This window comes from Amphritea japonica ATCC BAA-1530, assembly GCF_016592435.1.
GTDB classification, from domain to species: domain Bacteria; phylum Pseudomonadota; class Gammaproteobacteria; order Pseudomonadales; family Balneatricaceae; genus Amphritea; species Amphritea japonica.
Genome location: NZ_AP014545.1, coordinates 378,222 through 397,416 on the forward strand (window position 1 = coordinate 378,222; position 19,195 = coordinate 397,416).

At 48.9% G+C, this 19,195-nt stretch carries 17 protein-coding genes and 1 other RNA gene; 8 read left to right on the top strand and 10 right to left on the bottom strand.

The window, feature by feature from the left end; genetic code table 11:
* Positions 1–5: 5 nt before the first annotated feature.
* Positions 6–596, bottom strand: coding sequence for a hypothetical protein (locus AMJAP_RS01790; protein WP_201356400.1), 591 nt, complete (start codon positions 594–596; stop codon positions 6–8).
* Positions 597–1,073: 477 nt separating this feature from the next.
* Here AMJAP_RS01790 and AMJAP_RS01795 point away from each other — a divergent pair, with 477 nt between their 5' ends.
* Entirely contained in the window at positions 1,074–2,744 is a 1,671-nt protein-coding gene (locus tag AMJAP_RS01795; RefSeq protein WP_019620884.1) for a tetratricopeptide repeat protein, read from the top strand.
* Positions 2,745–2,921: 177 nt separating this feature from the next.
* On the opposite strand, the gene AMJAP_RS01800 is transcribed toward AMJAP_RS01795, so the two are convergent.
* The 3 genes from AMJAP_RS01800 to AMJAP_RS01810 all read right to left on the bottom strand — a co-directional run bounded on the left by AMJAP_RS01800 (position 2,922) and on the right by AMJAP_RS01810 (position 9,038).
* A complete protein-coding gene (locus AMJAP_RS01800; protein ID WP_019620883.1) occupies positions 2,922–4,337 on the bottom strand; it encodes a sodium-dependent transporter in 1,416 nt (471 codons plus the stop codon).
* A 110-nt stretch (positions 4,338–4,447) separates the two neighbouring features.
* The gene (locus AMJAP_RS01805; protein WP_019620882.1) at positions 4,448–5,500 is read right to left on the bottom strand and encodes a Leu/Phe/Val dehydrogenase; all 1,053 of its coding nucleotides are present in this window, start codon (positions 5,498–5,500) and stop codon (positions 4,448–4,450) included.
* A 64-nt stretch (positions 5,501–5,564) separates the two neighbouring features.
* On the bottom strand, positions 5,565–9,038 hold the full coding sequence (locus tag AMJAP_RS01810; RefSeq protein WP_019620881.1) for an indolepyruvate ferredoxin oxidoreductase family protein: 3,474 nt from the start codon (positions 9,036–9,038) through the stop codon (positions 5,565–5,567).
* 762 nt (positions 9,039–9,800) lie between these two features.
* Here AMJAP_RS01810 and AMJAP_RS01815 point away from each other — a divergent pair.
* The gene (locus tag AMJAP_RS01815) at positions 9,801–10,646 is read left to right on the top strand and encodes a protein NO VEIN domain-containing protein (RefSeq protein ID WP_019620880.1); all 846 of its coding nucleotides are present in this window, start codon (positions 9,801–9,803) and stop codon (positions 10,644–10,646) included.
* Positions 10,647–10,691: 45 nt separating this feature from the next.
* Positions 10,692–11,045 (top strand): hypothetical protein, encoded by a 354-nt coding sequence (locus AMJAP_RS01820; protein ID WP_019620879.1) that lies wholly within the window; start codon positions 10,692–10,694, stop codon positions 11,043–11,045.
* Between the two features lie 88 nt (positions 11,046–11,133).
* Here the strand turns inward: AMJAP_RS01820 and AMJAP_RS01825 are convergent, their stop codons facing one another.
* Positions 11,134–11,721: a TetR/AcrR family transcriptional regulator gene (locus AMJAP_RS01825; protein WP_019620878.1), complete on the bottom strand. Its 588-nt coding sequence runs from the start codon at positions 11,719–11,721 to the stop codon at positions 11,134–11,136.
* Between the two features lie 122 nt (positions 11,722–11,843).
* Between AMJAP_RS01825 and AMJAP_RS01830 the strand changes: the two genes are divergently transcribed.
* Positions 11,844–12,353 (top strand): HPP family protein, encoded by a 510-nt coding sequence (locus AMJAP_RS01830; protein WP_019620877.1) that lies wholly within the window; start codon positions 11,844–11,846, stop codon positions 12,351–12,353.
* A gap of 255 nt (positions 12,354–12,608) precedes the next feature.
* Here AMJAP_RS01830 and AMJAP_RS01835 read toward each other — a convergent pair whose 3' ends face one another.
* From AMJAP_RS01835 to smpB, 3 genes are all read right to left on the bottom strand, one after another.
* The gene (locus AMJAP_RS01835) at positions 12,609–12,944 is read right to left on the bottom strand and encodes a 50S ribosome-binding protein YggL (protein WP_019620876.1); all 336 of its coding nucleotides are present in this window, start codon (positions 12,942–12,944) and stop codon (positions 12,609–12,611) included.
* Between the two features lie 136 nt (positions 12,945–13,080).
* Positions 13,081–13,439, bottom strand: a transfer-messenger RNA (tmRNA) gene (ssrA, locus tag AMJAP_RS01840).
* Between the two features lie 120 nt (positions 13,440–13,559).
* Complete coding sequence (smpB, locus tag AMJAP_RS01845) at positions 13,560–14,033, bottom strand: SsrA-binding protein SmpB (protein ID WP_019620875.1); 474 nt, start codon at positions 14,031–14,033, stop codon at positions 13,560–13,562.
* 201 nt (positions 14,034–14,234) lie between these two features.
* Here smpB and AMJAP_RS01850 point away from each other — a divergent pair, with 201 nt between their 5' ends.
* Genes AMJAP_RS01850 through AMJAP_RS01860 form a run of 3 tightly spaced genes read left to right on the top strand, consistent with a single transcriptional unit; the run spans position 14,235 to position 16,382 of the window.
* A complete protein-coding gene (locus AMJAP_RS01850) occupies positions 14,235–15,599 on the top strand; it encodes a sodium-dependent transporter (RefSeq protein ID WP_019620874.1) in 1,365 nt (454 codons plus the stop codon).
* 4 nt (positions 15,600–15,603) lie between these two features.
* Positions 15,604–16,035 carry a type II toxin-antitoxin system RatA family toxin gene (locus AMJAP_RS01855; protein WP_019620873.1) on the top strand — a complete coding sequence of 144 codons (432 nt, stop codon included), beginning with the start codon at positions 15,604–15,606 and terminating at the stop codon, positions 16,033–16,035.
* 38 nt (positions 16,036–16,073) lie between these two features.
* Positions 16,074–16,382, top strand: a complete 309-nt coding sequence (locus AMJAP_RS01860) for an RnfH family protein (protein ID WP_019620872.1) — start codon at positions 16,074–16,076, stop codon at positions 16,380–16,382.
* Positions 16,383–16,469: 87 nt separating this feature from the next.
* On the opposite strand, the gene AMJAP_RS01865 is transcribed toward AMJAP_RS01860, so the two are convergent.
* Entirely contained in the window at positions 16,470–16,808 is a 339-nt protein-coding gene (locus AMJAP_RS01865) for an outer membrane protein assembly factor BamE (RefSeq protein ID WP_019620871.1), read from the bottom strand.
* Positions 16,809–16,898: 90 nt separating this feature from the next.
* Between AMJAP_RS01865 and fur the strand changes: the two genes are divergently transcribed.
* Complete coding sequence (fur, locus tag AMJAP_RS01870; RefSeq protein WP_019620870.1) at positions 16,899–17,327, top strand: ferric iron uptake transcriptional regulator; 429 nt, start codon at positions 16,899–16,901, stop codon at positions 17,325–17,327.
* A 62-nt stretch (positions 17,328–17,389) separates the two neighbouring features.
* Here fur and recN read toward each other — a convergent pair whose 3' ends face one another.
* Positions 17,390–19,066 carry a DNA repair protein RecN gene (recN, locus tag AMJAP_RS01875; protein WP_019620869.1) on the bottom strand — a complete coding sequence of 559 codons (1,677 nt, stop codon included), beginning with the start codon at positions 19,064–19,066 and terminating at the stop codon, positions 17,390–17,392.
* Between the last annotated feature and the right edge of the window lie 129 nt (positions 19,067–19,195).

Here is a 19,195-nt window from a genome sequence, read left to right on the forward strand (position 1 = left end):
GCATTCTATTGCGCCATGGCCACATGTTTTTTTGTTTCCTGCTGACCACTGTACTCTATATGACGGTGGTTTGGATCGTTTGCAGCCAGGCACTCGGTTGGGCCGTTATCGCTAATAACGGTATCGAAAAAAACTCCTGGTCGATTAAAAGTCCAGCGGGTGAGAGCTTTTGTGAATATGACGGTATCTGGGTACTCATCAATGGCTTCGCAAATAACATCTGCAGCACGTTTGTCATCAGAGTGAGTCATTACCAGATTGCCCTCTGGGTTATCTGAACGAATAAATTTATGGTTTGTGCTTAAACCTTCAGAGAGATAAGAGTTGTAATCACTAGTAGGGCTGTAAACCTGGAAAGTTATCGTGAGTCCGAGTTCTGCGCAATCGCGCACTACGGTATGAATATCTTCTATATTTTGGGCGTTTACTGTGTAATTGATAATAGCTCGGGGATCGTCACTGGCAGCTTGTAGTGCTTTCGCATAGCTGTCTACACCACGCCACTTCTGTGATAGCTCTTGGCCGCCCCAGATGGAGACAAATAAGCGGAAGGGAAGTTCGGGGTTTATTTTTCGTAGGCCGTTGGTATGCACCATACCGTTTTTCCAGTAGCGTGCAGCTAATTCAAGAATTTCAGGCTCTAAGGATGGCTCCGCTCCGCCGAATAACGGGTAATTTACCCCTCGTTTTTTTCTGATGCAAAGAGTTGCTCGAAAGCTGTTAGGTCTGTTTTGGAACCATTGCCAGCATGTTTTCCATCGCGATCAAAAAAAAGGCAGCCTTCACAAAGCATGTTGCATCGTGTGGAAACATCATACACGGATGTGACGCGGTTTCTGGAGTCTCTGGCTCGCTCATAAGCTAAACGGTATCGCTCATTTTCTCGTATTATTTTTCGCAAAGCAGATGACATGATAAAAAGAAATCCCTGGGAATTTATAGGTTCAGCATACTAATAAATTTGTGAAAATATCATTATATATATGTGCTATATCAATAAAAGTCTCGCTGTCATAGGATTCAACTAGAGTGTCATAAGCATGAACAGGTGTTGGCTATCAGGAAGTGTAGGAATGAAATTGAAAGACGCTACCGTTACTGAATACATTCAAGAGATTAAGCAGCTTATACAATTAACTGATTTAGCTGAGGCGCAGTTAGTATTAGATGAAGCTTCTGAGTTATATCCGGAAAACTTTCAATTGAAGCTGTTGGGCGGACGAATACGTACAAAGGCTGATGGGGATGCTGCTGGTGAACTCTATTATAAAAGCCTAAAAGAGAAGTTTCCCGGTAGGGCGATAATAGATGTTGAACTGGCTAAGCTGGCTATTTATGGAAGTCAGTTTGAAGTTGCGACTAATTATATTAATTCGGCGAAAGAAAAAGGCTTGCAGAAGGGGGCGTCTTTAGATTTAGAGTCCCGTGTTGCATCTGGCGCAGGAGATATCCTGCTAGCGAAAAACCTGCTATCAGAGAGTATAAAAGAAGAATATATTACTAATATTCAACGGATTATTAGGCTGGTGGAGCTTTTTTTACGACTTGATGACTATGAGTCTGCAAAGCAAACAATTGATCAATTATGTGAAACGTATCCGGATAATGTAATTGTTCGTAAGCGCGCATTTGAAGTTGCTAAATTTGCGCCGGGTGAAGAGGATGCGTTACTGCTTTGGCTAAAGATCTCCCCCGACAATCCTGAAGTGAATTTACAAGCCTTGCGGTTTTATCGAATGATGGGTCATCGTGAAAAAGCTAAATCACTGTTATTAAAAGGCTTAGAGAGAAACTGGGACAGTCATAAATTGTTTCGAAGAGCTAGGTGGGTTCTTGGAAGTTTCAAAGCAGATGATCATATCAAGGTTGTCAGAAGAGCTATTGAGTGGGCTCAGTCTGTTACACAAGAGGACTCATTGAGAGTCAGGCTTTTTGCAAAAGAACTACTTATTGAACTTGGAGGGCCTGTTCCTGCTTTACTACAGAATTTCGAGAATTCAGAAGCTCCTTTATTGCAGGACTGGTTCGATTTAACCCCAGATGATAAGCAGCTGAAACGACCAGTTAAGTTTGAGTCTTATAGTGAGGACGTGAATGTCGCTTGTACTGAGAACCATTCACCGGTGGTAATTGTGTTTACAGGGTTAGCTGATAAAGCAATGCTGCCCGCAAAAGCGTTAGATCGTTTTTTTGCTGCAAAAGGGTGGACTGCTATTTATCTTCAAGATAGTAATCGCATTTTATATAACGAGGGTATTCGTTCGGTGGCGGAGAGTTTTGAAGATACTCTAAGTTACTTAAGGGCTTTGTTGAAAGAGCTTAAGGCCACGCATTTGATCACATTTGGAACCTCCGCAGGAGGATATGGTGCGTTGCGCTATGGGGTAGAACTGGGAGCTGAAAAAATTCTTGGGTTTTCTGCTCCAACTAATATAACTGAAGGTTTCCTGGCCAATGATGGTCGTGGACAGGTTGTTACTAGACGTTTTAAGCGTTTGGAGGCTGATGCACTTGATATTAAGGGTGTTATAAGAAAGACAAACTACTCAGGAAAAATTGAATTGTATTATGCTGAAAACCACCCTCAGGATAGTATGCATGCTTTATATTTAGCAGATGAGCCGACTGTTGCGTTGCGACCTCTTAAGGGGTTAGATGTTCACTACAGTTTGCTTCCGTTAATACAGAATGAAAAGTTCTTGGGTATTTTAGATACAGTAGATCAGAGTCTCAGAGAGAAATAAGATTATTTCTCAAGGCGCTCGCTTTTATCAAGTTAAGGGCAAGCATTAGTCGTTATCTTTTCAACATAAAATAAACCCTGAGGATACCCCTATAGCTAGTTCAAACACGAAAAAAGGCTTACCGACTCTTTAGAGAGTGCGATAAGCCTTTTCCTGGATAGCGCCGTGCTTTTTGGCTTAAGCTAGGTTGTAGATAAATACCACCATCACCGCAGCGGGTGTGATAAAGCGCAGTACAAACATAAATGCCTTGTACGCCAGCTTGTTCCCGATTGACAGTTCGTTCTCGCCTGCCTGTTTTGACATAAACCAACCGACAAATAGTGAGATCAGCAGACCGCCCAGTGGCATTATCAGGTTGGCCGTGAAGTAGTCGAACAGGTCAAAGAATGTTTTACCTGCGAAACGTTCAAACATGCTCAGCGGGTGTACATCAGACCAGAGGTTAAGCGACAGAACCGTCAGAATACCCAGGCCCCAGACACAGAAGCCTGCGATCAGGGTGCCGGTCAGGCGGCTAATCCCTTTCTGTTCTTCAAACCACTCGACCACTGGCTCCAGCAAGGAGATAGCCGAGGTCACTGCTGCGACCACCAGCAGTATGAAGAACAGGGTGCCGAATAGCACACCGCCAGACATCTGTCCGAAAGCCAGTGGCAGGGTTTGGAAGATAAGACCCGGGCCCGCGCCGGCTTCTAAACCGTTGGCGAATACCAGTGGGAAGATCGCCAGACCGGCTAATAGTGCAACCACCGTATCGACGACTGAAACGGTCACAGCGGTTTTAACGATAGAAACGTTCTTCGGCAGGTAGGAACCATAAGCCATCATGACGCCCATACCCAGGCTCAGGGTAAAGAAAGCGTGGCCCAGCGCGGTGAGAACACCTTCGGTGGTCAGCTTGGAGAAATCAGGCTGAAACAGGAACTTGAAACCGTCGGCAAAGTTGTCGGTACTCATGGCGTAGCCAACCATTACCAACAGCAGGGCAAACAGGACCGGCATCAGGATATTGATCGCCTTTTCCATACCGGAGCTGAGGCCTCGGGCGACAATCATAATCACCAGCACCATAAATACAGAGTGCCAGAGTAGCAGGGTGTACGGATCAGCAAGGAGGTTGCCAAACATCGCGCCGATCGTTTCGGTATCGCTGCCGACGAATAAGCCACCTGCGGAGTTACCCACATAAGACAGCGCCCAGCCACCGATGACGGAGTAGAAGGACAGGATCAGGAAAGAAGCAAGCATTCCCATACCACCAATCCAGATCCAGCGTTTGGACAAACCATCACGCTGAGCAAGTTGACGCATACTGTTGATCGGGCTGGAACCGCCCCGGCGGCCGATCATTACTTCGGCAATCATGATCGGGATACCGATCAGCGCGATACACAGCAGATACACCAGTACAAAAGCCCCGCCACCGTTTTCACCGGTGATATAGGGAAACTTCCAGATATTGCCCAGGCCGACGGCAGAGCCACTGGCCGCCAGGATAAAGGCCATACGGGAAGACCACAGCGGATGATCTTTCTTGGTGTTATCGCCAGCAGCAGATCCAGCGATAGGATTCTGTGTTAGTTCAGTCATTTTTGAGTCTCCAGATTTTATTTTTATGCTTAGAGAGAATGAGAATGTAAGGCCCGCCAGCACCAGACTGACGGGCAACCCGCAAAAAGGTTTTTGTTGCTTAAAAAACGCTATTTCATGAAACGTTCTTCCGCCAGTTCGTTGGCAATTTCACCGGTGGGGCGATCCTGCACATCGGCGCGTCCGAAGATTTCGGTGAGAGTGTCGGCAATGGTTTCGACGTGCGCGCGGACTTTGGTGTGCTCATGGCCGACTCGCTCGTAGAAAACATCGATGATGCCGCCAGCATTCAATACGTAGTCCGGGGCATAGAGGATGCCGCGCTCGCGTAACATCAGGTCATGGCGTTGCGAGGCCAGCTGGTTGTTCGATGCACCCGCCACGACTTTAGCTTTGATCAGAGGAATGCTGTCGTCATTCAATACGGCGCCAAGGGCGCAGGGGGCGATAACATCCACATCCAGAGACAGAATTTCGTTCTGCGACACAGCGGTAGCGCCCAGTTCTGTCACTGCCCGTTGTACCTGTTCCTCGTGGATATCGGTCACGAACAGTTCAGCCCCGGCGGCATGCAGGTGCTCGGCGAGACGGTAGCCAACATTGCCGACCCCCTGGATAGCGACTTTCAGGCCGCTCAGGTCTTTGCGGTCTAACTTATATTGAACCGCTGTTTTTAAACCGATAAAGGTGCCGTAGGCGGTAGCCGGTGATGGATCGCCGTTACAGGGCAGGCCATCGATACCGGTGCGCTCGGTGACACCGGCAACATTGTCGGTAAAGCGGTTCATAACCTGCAGATCCGGCACGCTGGTTCCGGAATCTTCAGCAGCGATATACTGATTTCCGGTGCGCTCCAGGAAACGTCCCATGGCGGCCAGTAGATCCTCGCTTTTATGTTTGCGTGGATCGCCGATAATCACCGACTTGCCGCCGCCCAGATCGAGGTTGGCCAGGGCAGACTTGTAGGTCATGCCTTTCGACAGACGCAGGACATCGCGCAACGCTTCCTCATCGCTGGCGTAGTTCCACATCCGACAGCCGCCCAGTGCCGGGCCGCGGTTGGTGTTGTGAATGGCGATAATAGCTTTCAGGCCGGTTTCTTCATCACAGAAGAAGGACAGTTGTTCATGGTTATCAAATTCCGGATGGCTAAATACGGACATAATCAGGTATTCCTTAAATCGTTATTCTTGTTGTAAGGCTCGGGCTAAAACGTCTCGCGACTGTTTATAAAGCCTGAGCTTGTTGCTGGCTGTCGCTGGTCTGACTAACCCGGGCGAGAAGCTCCTGACGCTGCTGTTGTGCTTTGTCGTAGGCGGCCTCTTTCACCGGTCCATAGCCACGGATGGCAGCAGGCAGGCGTGCCAGCTCACAGGCATCCTGATGGCTATGGTTATTAAGGGAGGACAGTAGTTGTTGGATGTCACTCTCATATTCACTGATCAGACGGCGTTCCAGACGGCGATCGGCACCGTAGCTGAACAGGTCCAGTGGTGTGCCGCGCAGGCTGCGTAGCTTTGCCAGCAGGCGGAACAGCGGCAGTACCTTTTCGCTGAATACGCGTTTGCGTGGTCGGCCAGTGGCCGGGTTAAGGCGGCTGATCAGCGGTGGTGCGAGATTGAATTCAAGCTCCAGGTCACCCTCAAACTGGGCTTCCAGTTGCTTGCGGAACTGCGCCGAGGTGAGTTGGCGGGCCACTTCATACTCATCTTTATACGCCAGCACTTTGCTGTAGTTTTCTGCGACGGCGAGGGTCAGGCCGGAGCTGTTCGTCTGGGCATTCTCAGCCTGTTGAACCTTGTCTACCAGCGCCTTGTAGCGGCGTGCCAGCGCATCGTTCTGGTAATCACGCAAGTGAGTCATTTCACGCTCGATGATTTCATTCAGACTGGGCATCAACTTGACGGCTTGTACCTGCGGGTCAGGATTGGCAATCGCCTGTACCTGCGCCAGATCGAATGCTGCGCGGCGGCCCCACAGGAACGCCTGCTTATTGGCCTTGATGGCAACGCCGTTGAGTTCAATCGCTTTCTCAATGGCTTGGCTGTGCAATGGAATCAGACCTTTCTGCCAGGCGAAACCGATGCAGAACAGATTGACTGCCATACCGTTGCCGAGCAGGGCGGTGGCCAGCTGAGTGGCATCCAGGCAGTGGCTGCCATTGGCGATGGCGGTATCGCGGATCACCTGTTGCATCGCTTCAGTGGGCACCTGGATATCCGGGTCTCGGGTGAATGCAGCGGGCATGGTCTCGTGATTGTTCACCACGACGTGACTACGCTGGCGATCCAGCTTGCCAAGCGCTTCTTCGCTGGCACCAACCATCAGGTCGAAACCGATCATCAGGTCGGTTTCACCGGCAGGAATACGCACTGTGTGGATCTGTTCCTGCGTGTCGGCGATACGGATATGGCTCATAACGGCGCCAAATTTTTGTGCCAGACCTATTTGATCCAGCACGCCGGCACCTTTCCCTTCGATATGTGCGGCCATGCCCAGTAGAGCACTAACCGTCACGACACCGGTGCCGCCAACGCCGGTCAGCATAATGTTGTAGGGTGTGCTGCAGCTCGGCAGTGTCGGCTCTGGCAATTCGGTAAACGCCAGGTTGCTACCCACGGCTTCGGGCTTGCGAAGCGTACCACCCTTAACGGTCACAAAGCTGGGGCAGAAACCGCGCACGCAGCTGAAATCCTTGTTGCAGGAGGATTGATCAATGCTGCGCTTACGGCCGCGATCGGTCTCCTTGGGCAACAGGGACAGACAGTTAGACTGTATGCCGCAATCGCCACAACCCTCACAGATCTCCGAATTAATAACGACACGCTTATCCGGATCGGTCATCTCGTTGCGCTTACGACGACGGCGTTTTTCAGCGGCGCAGGTCTGGTCGTAGATTATCACTGTGCAACCGGTTAATTCCCGTAACTCCATCTGTACCGAATGCAGATCGTCGCGATGGTGGAAGGTAACGCCGTCGGCAAATTCAGCCCGGCTCGGGTACTTGTTTGGCTCGTCACTGACCAGTGCAATGCGGCGGATACCTTCACCGTACAGCTGATGAGTTATCTGCTGCACCGTCAGGGTGCCATCGATCGGCTGACCACCGGTCATCGCTACAGCATCGTTGTACAGCACCTTGTAGGTGATGTTGACGCCGGATGCGACGGTCGCACGGATGGCCAGCAGGCCCGAATGGAAGTAGGTACCATCGCCCAGATTCTGGAAGACATGGTTGTTTTCAGTGAACGGCGCCTGGCCGATCCAGGTGGTTCCTTCACCACCCATCTGGGTGAAGGTGTCGGTGCCACGGTCCATCCAGGTGGCCATGTAATGACAGCCAATACCGCCCAGGGCGCGACTGCCTTCTGGCAGCGTAGTGGAGGTGTTGTGTGGACAGCCGGAACAGAAGTGTGGAGTACGTTCCAGCAAGGCGCGAGGCTGGGCCAGTTCGGCTTCTTTCCCGGTCAGGAAATCCAGCCGGCTGCTGATCTGCTCGCTGGTGTAAAACGGTGCAATGCGCGCGGCAATCGCCCGGGCGATCATCGCCGGGGTAAGTTCGCCCAGTGACGTCAGAAGTTCGTTGTTCTGGTCATCTCGCTTGCCGACGATGCGCGGACGGGCAGACTGATCCTGCCAGCTGTAGAGCTGCTCTTTCAGCTGATCTTCGATCAGGCTACGTTTCTCTTCGATCACCAGGACTTCGTCCAGACCCTGAGCAAACTCGTGAATACCTTCGGGCTCAAGTGGCCATGGCATTGCTACCTTGTAGAGGCGGATACCGAGAGAAGCGGCTTGCTGGTGGCTGATGCCCAGATCTTCCAGTGCCTGCAGAACATCCAGGTAAGACTTGCCGGTGGTGACAATGCCGAAGCGCGGTGTGGCGGTGTCAATGATGGTGCGGTCAAGACGGTTGGTGCGACAGAAGGCTTGCGCAGCATGTATCTTATAGCGGTGCAGGCGTTCTTCCTGCTGTAGCGGCTTATCCGGCCAGCGGGCATTCAACCCGTCGGAAGGTAGCTCAAAATCGGTGGGTGTATTGATCTCAAGGCGGGCCTGATCCAGATTGGCGGAGATTGCAGAATCCATCACTTCAGCCAGTGCTTTCATGCCGACCCAGCAGCCGCTGTAGCGGGACATCGCCCAGCCATAAAGGCCGTAATCGAGCATTTCCTGAATACCGGATGGGTACAGTACCGGTATCATCGCGTCCATAAACGCGTAGTCACTCTGATGTGGCAGAGTGGATGATTTGCTGGCGTGGTCATCACCGGCAACGGCCAGTACGCCGCCCAGTGGTGAGGTACCAAAGGCATTAGCGTGCTTCAGCACATCCCCGGTGCGATCGACACCCGGTCCTTTGCCATACCAGAGGCCAAATACGCCATCGTAGCGTGCGCCTTCGAACACGTTGACCTGTTGCGAACCCCATACGGAAGTGGCGCCCAGATCTTCATTAACGCCGGGCTGAAAGGTAATGTTGTGCTGTTTCAGGTAGTCACGGATCTGCCACAGGGTCTTGTCAAAATTCCCCAGTGGTGAACCGCGGTAACCGGAGATGAAACCGGCAGTATTGAGTCCGGCGGTACGGTCACGCTCGGCTTGTAACATGGGTAGACGTGCCAGTGCCTGGCTACCGGTCAGATAGACGCGACCGGACTGCTTTTCCCACTTGTCCTGCAGAGTAATAGTTTGCTGCATGCTGAGATCTCCTGGTGCTGAACAGGTACAGTCGAGCTGTCTGTATCAGAACGAATCAGAAAGAAAAAAGAGAAAGAAGGTGTAACGCCGGCGGGCTATGCTCGCACAGACAGGCTTAAGCGCATTGGCGGCGGAGAATCACTCGCCAGGGGCAAAACAACAGATACTGCGGATGCATTAAGAGCGTGCACAGGGGCACTGAGATGAGAGAGACGCATTGTCATTACAAAATACCTTTAACCTTGCTGGATCACAGCAATGGCTGAATATTGTTTTTATTGTACCGGCGGGTAGCCGGGGAAATACTACTGCACACCTGTTGGGTTTTGGGGTGTACTGGCGAGAAATACTATCGGTGGTATTTTTTTTAGTCAACAGGTTTTTAAGAGAGTAAAGCGGGTTCTTGCGATGAATTATCCTGCCTTTTTTAAAATCTACGATAAAGTTATCTGCGGGTGTTTTATAGGTATTTACCCTTATCTTCATGAAAGTAAAAGAGAAACCTCTAATTGTTGTTACGAGAAAATCGCCTGTTCAGGATTTGAAAATTAGTAAGATAAATTTTTTATTAAAAAAATGGGCTTTGGGTGGATAGATTATGTGCGTTCTTTGGGTCAATAACAGTAGAGCGCTTAAGAAAGGGTTGTTGATTCAATGGGTTAGTGGAGGAAGTACAGGTAGGAAAAAGGAATTCTGACTAATTGAAAATTTTGATAAATAGAGGCAGAGTGTCGGTATTAGTTTTAAATTTAAAGGATGTAAATGGCTAATAACTGGTCTGAGTCTGAAGTTGAGGCGGTCGTTCAAGATTATTTCAATATGCTTCGCTTGGAGTTAAGAGGCGAGAAGTATAACAAAACAGGGCATCGTCGCGCTCTTATCGAACAACTCAATAATCGTACTCACGGTTCAATTGAAATGAAGCATCAAAACATTAGTGCAGTACTAATGTCAGAAGATATCCAGGGTATTATCGGCTATAAACCCCTTGGGAATTATCAAGGAGCCTTGTTCAATGAAGTCTTTGGTTATTTAGCTCGAAATCGAGATCTTTATGCTTTGTTCAAAAAGGATGCTGAAGCGTTACCTATTATCCCATCTATTCAGGACTTCTTGGCAGCCTATGAAGATGCTCCTGAGCCTGTAGATACTAGTGGAAGCTCGATAGCTGAACCCCGTGCTATTTATGTACCTGAGAAGGTTAACTTCTTGGAAATTGAAGCGAACAATATTGAGTTGGGTGATGCAGGTGAGCAGTTTGTTATTAATTTCGAAAAGGCTCGCCTTATTCGGGCAGGCAAAGAGTCTCTGGCTGAACGGATAGAGCAGATTTCTGTTACTCAGGGGCCTGCTGCAGGATTTGATATTCTTTCTTTTGAAGAAAATGGTACAGATCGATATATTGAGGCGAAAACCACCAAGAACGGCAAGAATACGCCATTCTATGTCACCCCAAACGAACTGCGTTTTTCACAAGCAAATGCTAAACGTTACCACTTGTATCGAGTCTTTAAATATCGAACAGATCCGAAGGTATTCTCGTTACAGGGTAATTTAGAAGAACTCTGTGATTTGAGGCCGTCGGAGTATATGGGAAGGGTAGGGTGAGAAGAAATCGCTCCTTATGTATTGATAAGAAAAGGAATTTTAATCATGCAAAAGCCTCTGCATTATCTTTTAATCCTAATGATTATAATTTTTGGTGTAGCTTCGGGTAACTTACTTTCAAATTATATTTCAGCACAGTATGTTGCTTATCAAGCATCCATGGTGTCCAAAGAGCTCCGTGAACAAATTAATGTTGTGCAAGCGAAGCAAGTCAGAGCTCAGAGGTCGGAGCAAGCTGCTACTGAAGAGCAGCGAAAGCAAACAACTAAAGGAAAAAGATTACGAAGGTCATGTGATGACTGGAAAAAAGCTCACATCCAATTTGACTCCAACAGCACAAAACTTGAAATGCAGAAGTCTTGTGATGCTTATGTTCAGTATGTCACTAAAGGATATTAAGCTTTTAAAAGTTAGAAATTTCCGAGTTTGAGTATTGCTACTTCTGCGTCGCCAGATAACGCTTGTTCGTACCTTTCTTAGCTCAGTTTTAATCTCTCATGCAATGGCTGCTTTGAAGTAGCTGCAAGGCGGTTTCTTTTGCTTTAATTGCAGCAAGGCGGTCACCTTGTACATGGGCCAGGGTAATAGCGCCTTCTTTGAGTAAACATAATGCATTTGTGAAAGCGTCCGCCGCAACAGGCTCGAGATCTAGCGTTTCTACCTGAGCTCTGATTAGTTGAGCAACGCGCTCTTTATGGTGGCTACATAGTTGATGAAGAGGATTGTTAGGTTCACTGAATTCGGCGCTAACATTGATAAAGAAACAGCCATGAAAGGGTTGTAGCTCATCAACCCGGTTATTGAACCAGTCATCAAGTGCATCAAATAAAGTCAGGACGCTGTCCGGACCGGGCTTAGCCTGATCTAATTGGCCTTTTAGCCAGTCATGAAAGCGCTGGTCGCGGTACTCAAGAACGGCTGACACTAGTGCCTCTTTGCCAGAAAAGTGATGATATAAGGTTTTTTTAGCAACGCCTGATTCAGATAATATCTCATTGATCCCAACCGCATGCACTCCCTTCAGATAAAAGAGCTTAAAGGCTGTTTTGATCAATTGAAGTCGTTTGTCTGACATGCGTTTCACCGAATTCTAAAACATCAATATTGACAGGAGTAGACCGGTCTGTCTACTATGAGTCTGGTGGTAGACAGATTGGTCTACTTTGTATGTTGTCCGGTAAGTTTTTGGAGAGTTACATGGCTGATCTGTTGGTGAAAATGAGAGGGGATGCCACTTCTTTACCTGCGAAACATCCAGTCAGGAATATATTGGTTGCCGGGTTGGGTGGTTTTATTGCAATAGCGCTATTGGCCTATTTGGCAGACAGCCTGGAAACGGTACTGATAATGGGTTCTTTTGGTGCTTCCTGTGTACTCGTATTCGGGTTTCCTGATGCGCCTTTTTCACAACCCAGAAATGTGATTCTCGGGCATTTTATTAGCACATTAACAGGGTTAACTTTTGTAATATTATTCGGTCCTGTTTGGTGGTCAGTCGCTTTGGCTGTCGGTGTTGCGATCATGTTGATGATGGCTAGCCGAACAGTACATCCGCCGGCCGGTTCAAACCCGGTCATAGTCTTTCTACTTCAGCCGGGTTGGGATTATCTGTTCTTTCCTACCCTGAGTGGTGCTGTTCTCTTGGTGCTGGTAGCACTGCTATATAACAACCTGAGCCGGTCAGATAATTATCCTAAATACTGGTAGCCGCAGTTGTGAGGAATTTATCAGTTGAGCGAAGAGATAGGATAATAAATAGGGGGCAGAGTCGTAATATTGTTTATCTGTAGGCGCTAGCTGTATAGAACCGAAGACGATTAGAGGGGAGAGCTTCTCTTAGACAGAGTTTTACCTGAACAGGTATGTAGTTAAGAAATAGCTAAGAGCCTGTTTCTCACTAGTAGGTGTCGTAAATCACGACACCCACTGAAGAGCTCTTCCTGGTCCATCAGGGAGTAGATATTAAGCCTGGTTAATATCTACTAACTCACCTAATTCGGAACTTTCCATAGTAGGGTAAGCCTTGCACCAATCAGCCAATTCCTGTCGCTGGCTCTCAGTAGGGGACTCGTAGCGCTGCTGCGAGAGGACGTGGCCCTGAATACCGTCAGGATCAGAGTAGCCAAAGTAGGTCAGACCCTGCTTTTCAAGCTGATCAACAAAGCTGGCAATGAAGGCGTCCAGTTCACTAGTTTCGTTGGTAGACAGCTTTACATGAATCTCAAAGAGATTAACGGCAAATTCACCCAGGTACAGTTTTTTACGTAGGCGGCGGTTGTGCTTTTGACGTGCTTCCATGATGGAAAATCCTATTAGATTGCGTTTGTGTGGTAGCGGGTGAGGCTTACGACAAAAGCTAGTTTGGCTAGCTGCTTATCTGACCAACATAATTAACAAAAAAGGCCACCCTGAGGGCGGCCTTTTCCGTGGTGTTTGGTGGAGATGGCGGGGGTCGAACCCGCGTCCGCCAATCCTCTGCCTCTAGATCTACATGTTTAGACACTTCTACTGAGTTAACCCGCAACGGCCCGAAGGTCAGGGCGTATAGGGCGAGCCTCTTTAAGTTTTAACCGTTCCGCTTGAGACAAAGCTTCCGGGCGATTCTATCTCGAATGACACTGCAAAATCCTCTAGTTATAGACACCTGAAGGAGCAGCGCAAGCAGACTATGCTGCTAGAGCGTAGTTATCGTCGTTTGCAACTATAACTGTGTAGTAATTGATTTACGTGATTCACTACACTCACGACATGCACCAAAGGGTTCGTAATCAGCGTCGAAGCCAAGTCATCCCCATAGTGTTTCTGACAGCAGAGGAACAGGTTCGTTCTCTGAATCAGGCGGCCATTATAGCCGTTATGACAAAACTTACATCAACAATTACGCCGATATAAAAAGAAAGTGTAAAAAGAGGCTTACTTTGCCGCCATTATGCGTTGCTTCTGGCGGTTCCAGTCGCGATCTTTTTCTGTATCCCGCTTATCGTGCTGCTTTTTACCTTTAGCCAGTGCAATTTCACACTTAACTTTGTCGTTCTTCCAATACAGGGACAAAGCAACACAGGTGAAGCCTTGCGCTTGTGTGGCACCGATCAGGCGATCGATCTCACGACGGTTGAGCAGCAGTTTTCGTTGCCGGGTAGGATCGGCAACAACGTGAGTACAGGCTGTTTTCAGTGGCGTAAAATGGGCACCAACGAGCCAGGCTTCGCTGTTATGTATAATCACATAGGATTCTACAAGCTGAGCGCGGCCATCGCGGAGACTTTTTACTTCCCATCCTGCCAGAGCCATTCCAGCCTCAAACTTGGTATCGATATGATACTCATGCCGGGCTTTTTTGTTCTGACAGATGGTGTTGCTACTGATTTTTGGTTTCTTCTTTGCCATGGGGCGCGATTATATAGAGCACTGCAATGCAATGAAAGCGAATTGAATCGCTGGAAGCGTATGAACGCAATAAGTGGAGTGATAAAACTAATGTCGGTTTTTTATCACTGGTCTGGCCAGTATCATTGAATTAGGTGGCTATAATATGGACAATGCGCCTGGTTTACTATTTGAAATATCCGTCTACTTTAAGAGATTTACATGAAAGACCGTCAGAATATTCATGGTTCATGGGCTAACCGCTGGATCTTTATCATGGCTGCAACAGGATCAGCAGTCGGCTTGGGTAACATCTGGAAGTTTCCATATATCGCGGGTGAAAATGGCGGCGGTGCTTTTGTACTGGTCTACCTGTTGTTTATTCTGGGTGTTGGTGTGCCCATTATGATGGCCGAGGTGCTGGTGGGGCGCCGGGGACGTCAAAGCCCTATCAATTCGATGCGCGAGGTTGCGATTGAGTCAGATCATTCGCCTAAATGGGCGCTGGTGGGGTGGATGGGTGCTCTGGCCGGATTTTTGATTTTCTCATTCTACTCGGTAGTTGCCGGGTGGGTGCTGGCGTACGTTGCGGCGATGGCCAACGGCGACTTTCTTGATGTGGGCAGCGAGCAGGCGGGTAAGGTCTTTAGTGATCTGCTGGCCGATCCGCAGACTCTGTTGATCTGGCACTCAGTATTTGTAGTGCTTGTGATGGTGGTGTTACTGGGCGGTGTGAATAAGGGCCTTGAGCGGGCCACTAAACTGATGATGCCTGCTCTGTTTGTCTTGTTGCTGGTATTACTGGGTTATTCGATGACGTCTGGGTCTTTTGGTGAGGGCCTGGATTTTCTTTTCCATTTTGACCCTTCTGAACTGTCCTGGGATGCCGTGCTGGTTGCGCTGGGGCACTCCTTCTTTACCTTGTCACTGGGTATGGGCTCAATCATGGCTTATGGCTCCTATATGCCTAAGAACGCTTCGATAGGGGGGACGGTGCTGACCATTGCTGCGCTGGATACCGCTATTGCGCTAATCGCGGGAATGGCGATCTTTCCAATCGTATTCGCTAACTCACTGGACCCGGGTGCAGGCCCGGGTTTGATGTTTATTACTCTGCCGGTGGCCTTCGGGCAGATGCCGGGTGGCCAGGTCTTTGGCTTCCTGTTCTTCGTGCTGGTAGCGCTGGCAGCCTGGACCTCTGCGATCTCGCTGATGGAGCCTGGTGTTGCCTGGATGGTAGAGAAGTTTGGCCTTAAGCGTGGCCCGGTTTGTATTCTGCTGGGGCTGGTTGTCTGGCTGTTGGGTATCGCGGCGCTGAGCTCGTTCAATTTCGGTAGCGATATCTCCTTGTTTGGTATGAATATTTTCGACTTCCTCGATTTTATAACCGCGAATGTCTTCCTGCCGTTGGGCGGCTTGTTTGTGGCCTGCTTTGCCGGTTGGGCGCTGAAGCAAAAAGTAACCCGTGAAGAACTGGCAATGGCTAATCCGGGCTATTATCTGGCCTGGTCGGTTGCGATCCGTTATATTGCACCTGTCGCGGTTGCCGCGATCTTTATTTTGAACCTGATCGAAAAACTGGGCTGATTGAATGACACAGGTAGACCGGAGTGCATTGGTGCTTCACACAGCAGAGCAGATGTTTGATCTGGTAAATGATGTGGAAAGCTATCCGCAGTTTCTGCCCTGGTGTTCCGGTACTACCCTGATTGAGTCTACAGATACGACGATGCAGGCGAGTCTGATGGTGGCTAAGGCGGGTCTTAAATACAGCTTTACCACCCGCAATGAGCACGAACGTCCGGGGAAGATCCGGATAGAACTGGTCGAAGGCCCGTTTTCCAGTCTTTCCGGTGTTTGGTTATTTCAACCGCTGAGCGATGAGGCTTGTAAGGTGAGTCTCAGCCTGCAGTTTGATTTTTCCGGTAAACTGGCTAGCCTGGCGATGGGTAAAGTCTTCAATCAGATGGCGGTGACCATGGTTGATGCCTTCGTGAGTCGTGCTGATCAGGTTTATGGTTAAGTGTTTAGGATTAATAGATTAAGGTCGGGGGTACAGAGATGATTAAGGTTGAAGTAGCATTTGCGCTACCCCATGAGCAGAAAATTATATCACTGCAGGTAGCGGAAGATTGTTCTGCTTATGAAGCGGTGATTCAGTCCCGTATTGTTGAGATCTATCCTCAGATTGATCCGGAGAATGATTCAATGGGCATTTTTGGTAAGGGAATTCCTGATCCGAAAAGCTATATTCTTAAACCGGATCAGCGAGTGGAGATTTACCGTCCATTAATTGCTGATCCGAAAGAGGTGCGGGCTCGCCGGGCTGCGAAGGCGAAAGCTGAGCGGGAAGCGGAAGAGGCTAAATAGTCTCCGATTTCAGACCTAAAAAAACCGGACGATGTCGGTTTTTTTATAAGACTGTCGATGTTGAAAGCAGATATGATTTTCTGTAGCTTACTGCTGCTGTCCACCTGGACGGAAGTCGCCGGCCAGACCCGATAGCCTGCCCGCGTCGTCAAAAAGCACGGTTAGCTGTTGCTGAGTTACAGTACCGGTTTCACCGTACTGGTTGCGATAGACATAGTCCCAGCGGTTACTGCTGAAGGTGTCTGTAATCAACGGTGTACCCAGTACATAGCGTACCTGGTTTTGTGTCATCCCTGGGCGGAGGGTGTCGACCATTTCCTGAGTAACCACGTTACCCTGAGGGATATCGATCTTGTAAACTCCGGGAAATTCGGCACACCCGGAAAGCAAAATAGCAGCAATAACGCTAATAAGAATTTTTTGCATTAGTAAATGACTTCCACTTTCGCGTATAAAATCAGATAATTGGAATCGCAAGTCTAACATTCGTTGCGATAAACATCATAGAGAAAGATTATGGCACATGAAAATCAAGAATTAAGAAACGCCGGCCTGAAGGTAACCCTGCCTCGGGTAAAAATTTATCAGATTCTTGAAAAAGCAGGTGAAGGCGATCATTTCAGTGCTGAAGATATTTACAAGCTTTTGTTGGAACACAACGAAGATGTAGGTCTGGCGACGGTTTACCGGGTGCTGACTCAGTTTGAAGCGGCGGGTTTGGTTTCACGACATCATTTTGAGGGTGGTCATTCTGTCTTTGAACTGACGCAGGATGAACAGCACGATCATATTGTCTGTGTGAAATGCGGTAAGGTTCGGGAATTTAGCGACCCTGCATTAAAAGACCGTCAGGATCAGATTGCTCAGGAGCTGGGTTTTAAAATTACCGACCGGACGCTCTATCTGTATGGCGAATGTGCAGAAGGGTGCAGCCCTAAAGCCTAAGGCTGGCGATGGCAGCATAAAAAAAACCGGCAATGGCCGGTTTTTTTGTGTCTGAACGTTAATCAGCTTCTGGCGTCTGCTAGTCCCAGCATTTCACGCGCATGATCCAGTGAGGTTTCAGTCACATCAATTCCGCCCAGCATACGCGCTACTTCCCCAACCCGCTGATCGATCTTGAGTCGGTCGATTCGGGTGATCGTTTTGTCTTTCACCGTTTGCTTGCTGACGAACAGGTGCTGATGGCCCTGCGAGGCCACCTGCGGTTGGTGAGTGACCACTAAAATCTGATTGTTCTCACCTAATTGACGCAGTAATTTACCGACCACTTCCGCGATAGCGCCACCGATGCCCACATCGACCTCATCAAAGATGAGTGTCGGTGTGCTGGACGTTTGTGCGGTGATAACCTGAATAGCCAGAGATACCCTTGATAGCTCGCCCCCTGATGCAACCTTGTTCAGGGGTCTGGGAGGTTGTCCTGCGTTAGTCGAAATAAGGAATTCAACTTCCTCAAGACCGTGAGCGCTGAGATGATCTTTAGTGTAAGGGGTGAGGCCTACAGTCAGTTTCGCCGCTTCCATACCTAAACTGTGAAGCTGTTTGTCTACATCGCTAGAGAGGGCTTTGGCGGCTTTGATGCGAACCTTGCTGAGTTTTTCTGCGCTGTTCAGGAATGTTTTGCGTGCCTCTTGGGTTTCCTGATGCAGTTGCTCCAGAGCCTGATCTGAAAGATTCAGATTTTCCAGCTCGGAGTGAATGTCCTGGTGGAATCTGGATAACTGCTCAGCGGGAATTCGGTGTTTACGCGCCAGATCGAAAATAGCGCTCAGTCGACTTTCGACGATCGCTTGTCGTTCCGGGTTCAGCTCAACCCGTTCGAGATAGTGGCTAATCTCCTGTGCCGCTTCTTCGATCTGAATATGGGCGCTGTTGAGCATCTCGACTGTTTGGGTAATCGAAGGTGAGGTGCCTTTAATGTTCTCTAACAGGTGCTGGCATTGGTTGATTAAGCTCAGACAGTTGGTGGTCTCATCTTCGCTGGTTAGTTGCAGTATTTGCTGGCCTGACTGGATAATCTCACCGGCATTGGCCAGTGTGCTTTGTTCTTCAACTAATGCTTCGAATTCGCCTTCGGTTAGCTCAAGTTGCTCAAGTTCTTCCGCCTGATAACTTAACAGTTGTAGCCGCGCGGTTTGTTCTTCGCTTTGAGCGGAGAGTTGTTGCAGGCGTTTGTTAAGGGTGTTCCAGTTACGAAACAGCTGGCGGGTCTGTTTGGCCAGCTCTGCTTTGCCGGAATAAGCATCTAACAGATAGCGGTGATGATCTTTTTTCAGTAGTCGCTGGTGTTCATGCTGCCCGTGAATCTCAATCAGGTACTCGCCCAGTTCTTTCACTTTAGTGATGGGACAGGGGCTGCCGTTAATATAGCTGCGCGAGCGACCTTCGCTGGTAATGACTCTGCGAAGGATACATTCGTCATCATCCATATCCTGGAGCTGTAGCCATTTCCTGGCGCTGGGGATGTTAGTGATGTCGAAACTGGCGATGATTTCTGCACGCTCTGCGCCTTTGCGCACTGAGCCCATGTCTGCCCGGTCGCCCAGAGTGAGCCCCAGAGCATCCAGCATAATTGACTTGCCCGCACCGGTTTCGCCACTGACAACGGTCATACCGGCGTCCAGTTCCAGATCCAGTTCCTCGACAATGGCGTAATTGCGAATATTGAGTTGAGTCAGCATAGGGTTTTATCTGTGTTTTTATACAGTGTTTTATTTATATGCCAATAATTATGGATGCGCAATGATTAACTACTCAGTCTGGTTAAAAAAAACTCAGAAAAACCACTTGAATCCAGTTGTCTTAGCCCC

What these genes read in the sequence shown, in the direction of transcription:
- AMJAP_RS01790 (WP_201356400.1), bottom strand. Translation starts at nt 596, where the DNA reads ATGGTGCATACCAACGGCCTACGAAAAATAAACCCCGAACTTCCCTTC.
- AMJAP_RS01795 (WP_019620884.1), top strand. Translation starts at nt 1,074, where the DNA reads ATGAAATTGAAAGACGCTACCGTTACTGAATACATTCAAGAGATTAAG.
- AMJAP_RS01800 (WP_019620883.1), bottom strand. Translation starts at nt 4,337, where the DNA reads ATGACTGAACTAACACAGAATCCTATCGCTGGATCTGCTGCTGGCGAT.
- AMJAP_RS01805 (WP_019620882.1), bottom strand. Translation starts at nt 5,500, where the DNA reads ATGTCCGTATTTAGCCATCCGGAATTTGATAACCATGAACAACTGTCC.
- AMJAP_RS01810 (WP_019620881.1), bottom strand. Translation starts at nt 9,038, where the DNA reads ATGCAGCAAACTATTACTCTGCAGGACAAGTGGGAAAAGCAGTCCGGT.
- AMJAP_RS01815 (WP_019620880.1), top strand. Translation starts at nt 9,801, where the DNA reads ATGGCTAATAACTGGTCTGAGTCTGAAGTTGAGGCGGTCGTTCAAGAT.
- AMJAP_RS01820 (WP_019620879.1), top strand. Translation starts at nt 10,692, where the DNA reads ATGCAAAAGCCTCTGCATTATCTTTTAATCCTAATGATTATAATTTTT.
- AMJAP_RS01825 (WP_019620878.1), bottom strand. Translation starts at nt 11,721, where the DNA reads ATGTCAGACAAACGACTTCAATTGATCAAAACAGCCTTTAAGCTCTTT.
- AMJAP_RS01830 (WP_019620877.1), top strand. Translation starts at nt 11,844, where the DNA reads ATGGCTGATCTGTTGGTGAAAATGAGAGGGGATGCCACTTCTTTACCT.
- AMJAP_RS01835 (WP_019620876.1), bottom strand. Translation starts at nt 12,944, where the DNA reads ATGGAAGCACGTCAAAAGCACAACCGCCGCCTACGTAAAAAACTGTAC.
- smpB (WP_019620875.1), bottom strand. Translation starts at nt 14,033, where the DNA reads ATGGCAAAGAAGAAACCAAAAATCAGTAGCAACACCATCTGTCAGAAC.
- AMJAP_RS01850 (WP_019620874.1), top strand. Translation starts at nt 14,235, where the DNA reads ATGAAAGACCGTCAGAATATTCATGGTTCATGGGCTAACCGCTGGATC.
- AMJAP_RS01855 (WP_019620873.1), top strand. Translation starts at nt 15,604, where the DNA reads ATGACACAGGTAGACCGGAGTGCATTGGTGCTTCACACAGCAGAGCAG.
- AMJAP_RS01860 (WP_019620872.1), top strand. Translation starts at nt 16,074, where the DNA reads ATGATTAAGGTTGAAGTAGCATTTGCGCTACCCCATGAGCAGAAAATT.
- AMJAP_RS01865 (WP_019620871.1), bottom strand. Translation starts at nt 16,808, where the DNA reads ATGCAAAAAATTCTTATTAGCGTTATTGCTGCTATTTTGCTTTCCGGG.
- fur (WP_019620870.1), top strand. Translation starts at nt 16,899, where the DNA reads ATGGCACATGAAAATCAAGAATTAAGAAACGCCGGCCTGAAGGTAACC.
- recN (WP_019620869.1), bottom strand. Translation starts at nt 19,066, where the DNA reads ATGCTGACTCAACTCAATATTCGCAATTACGCCATTGTCGAGGAACTG.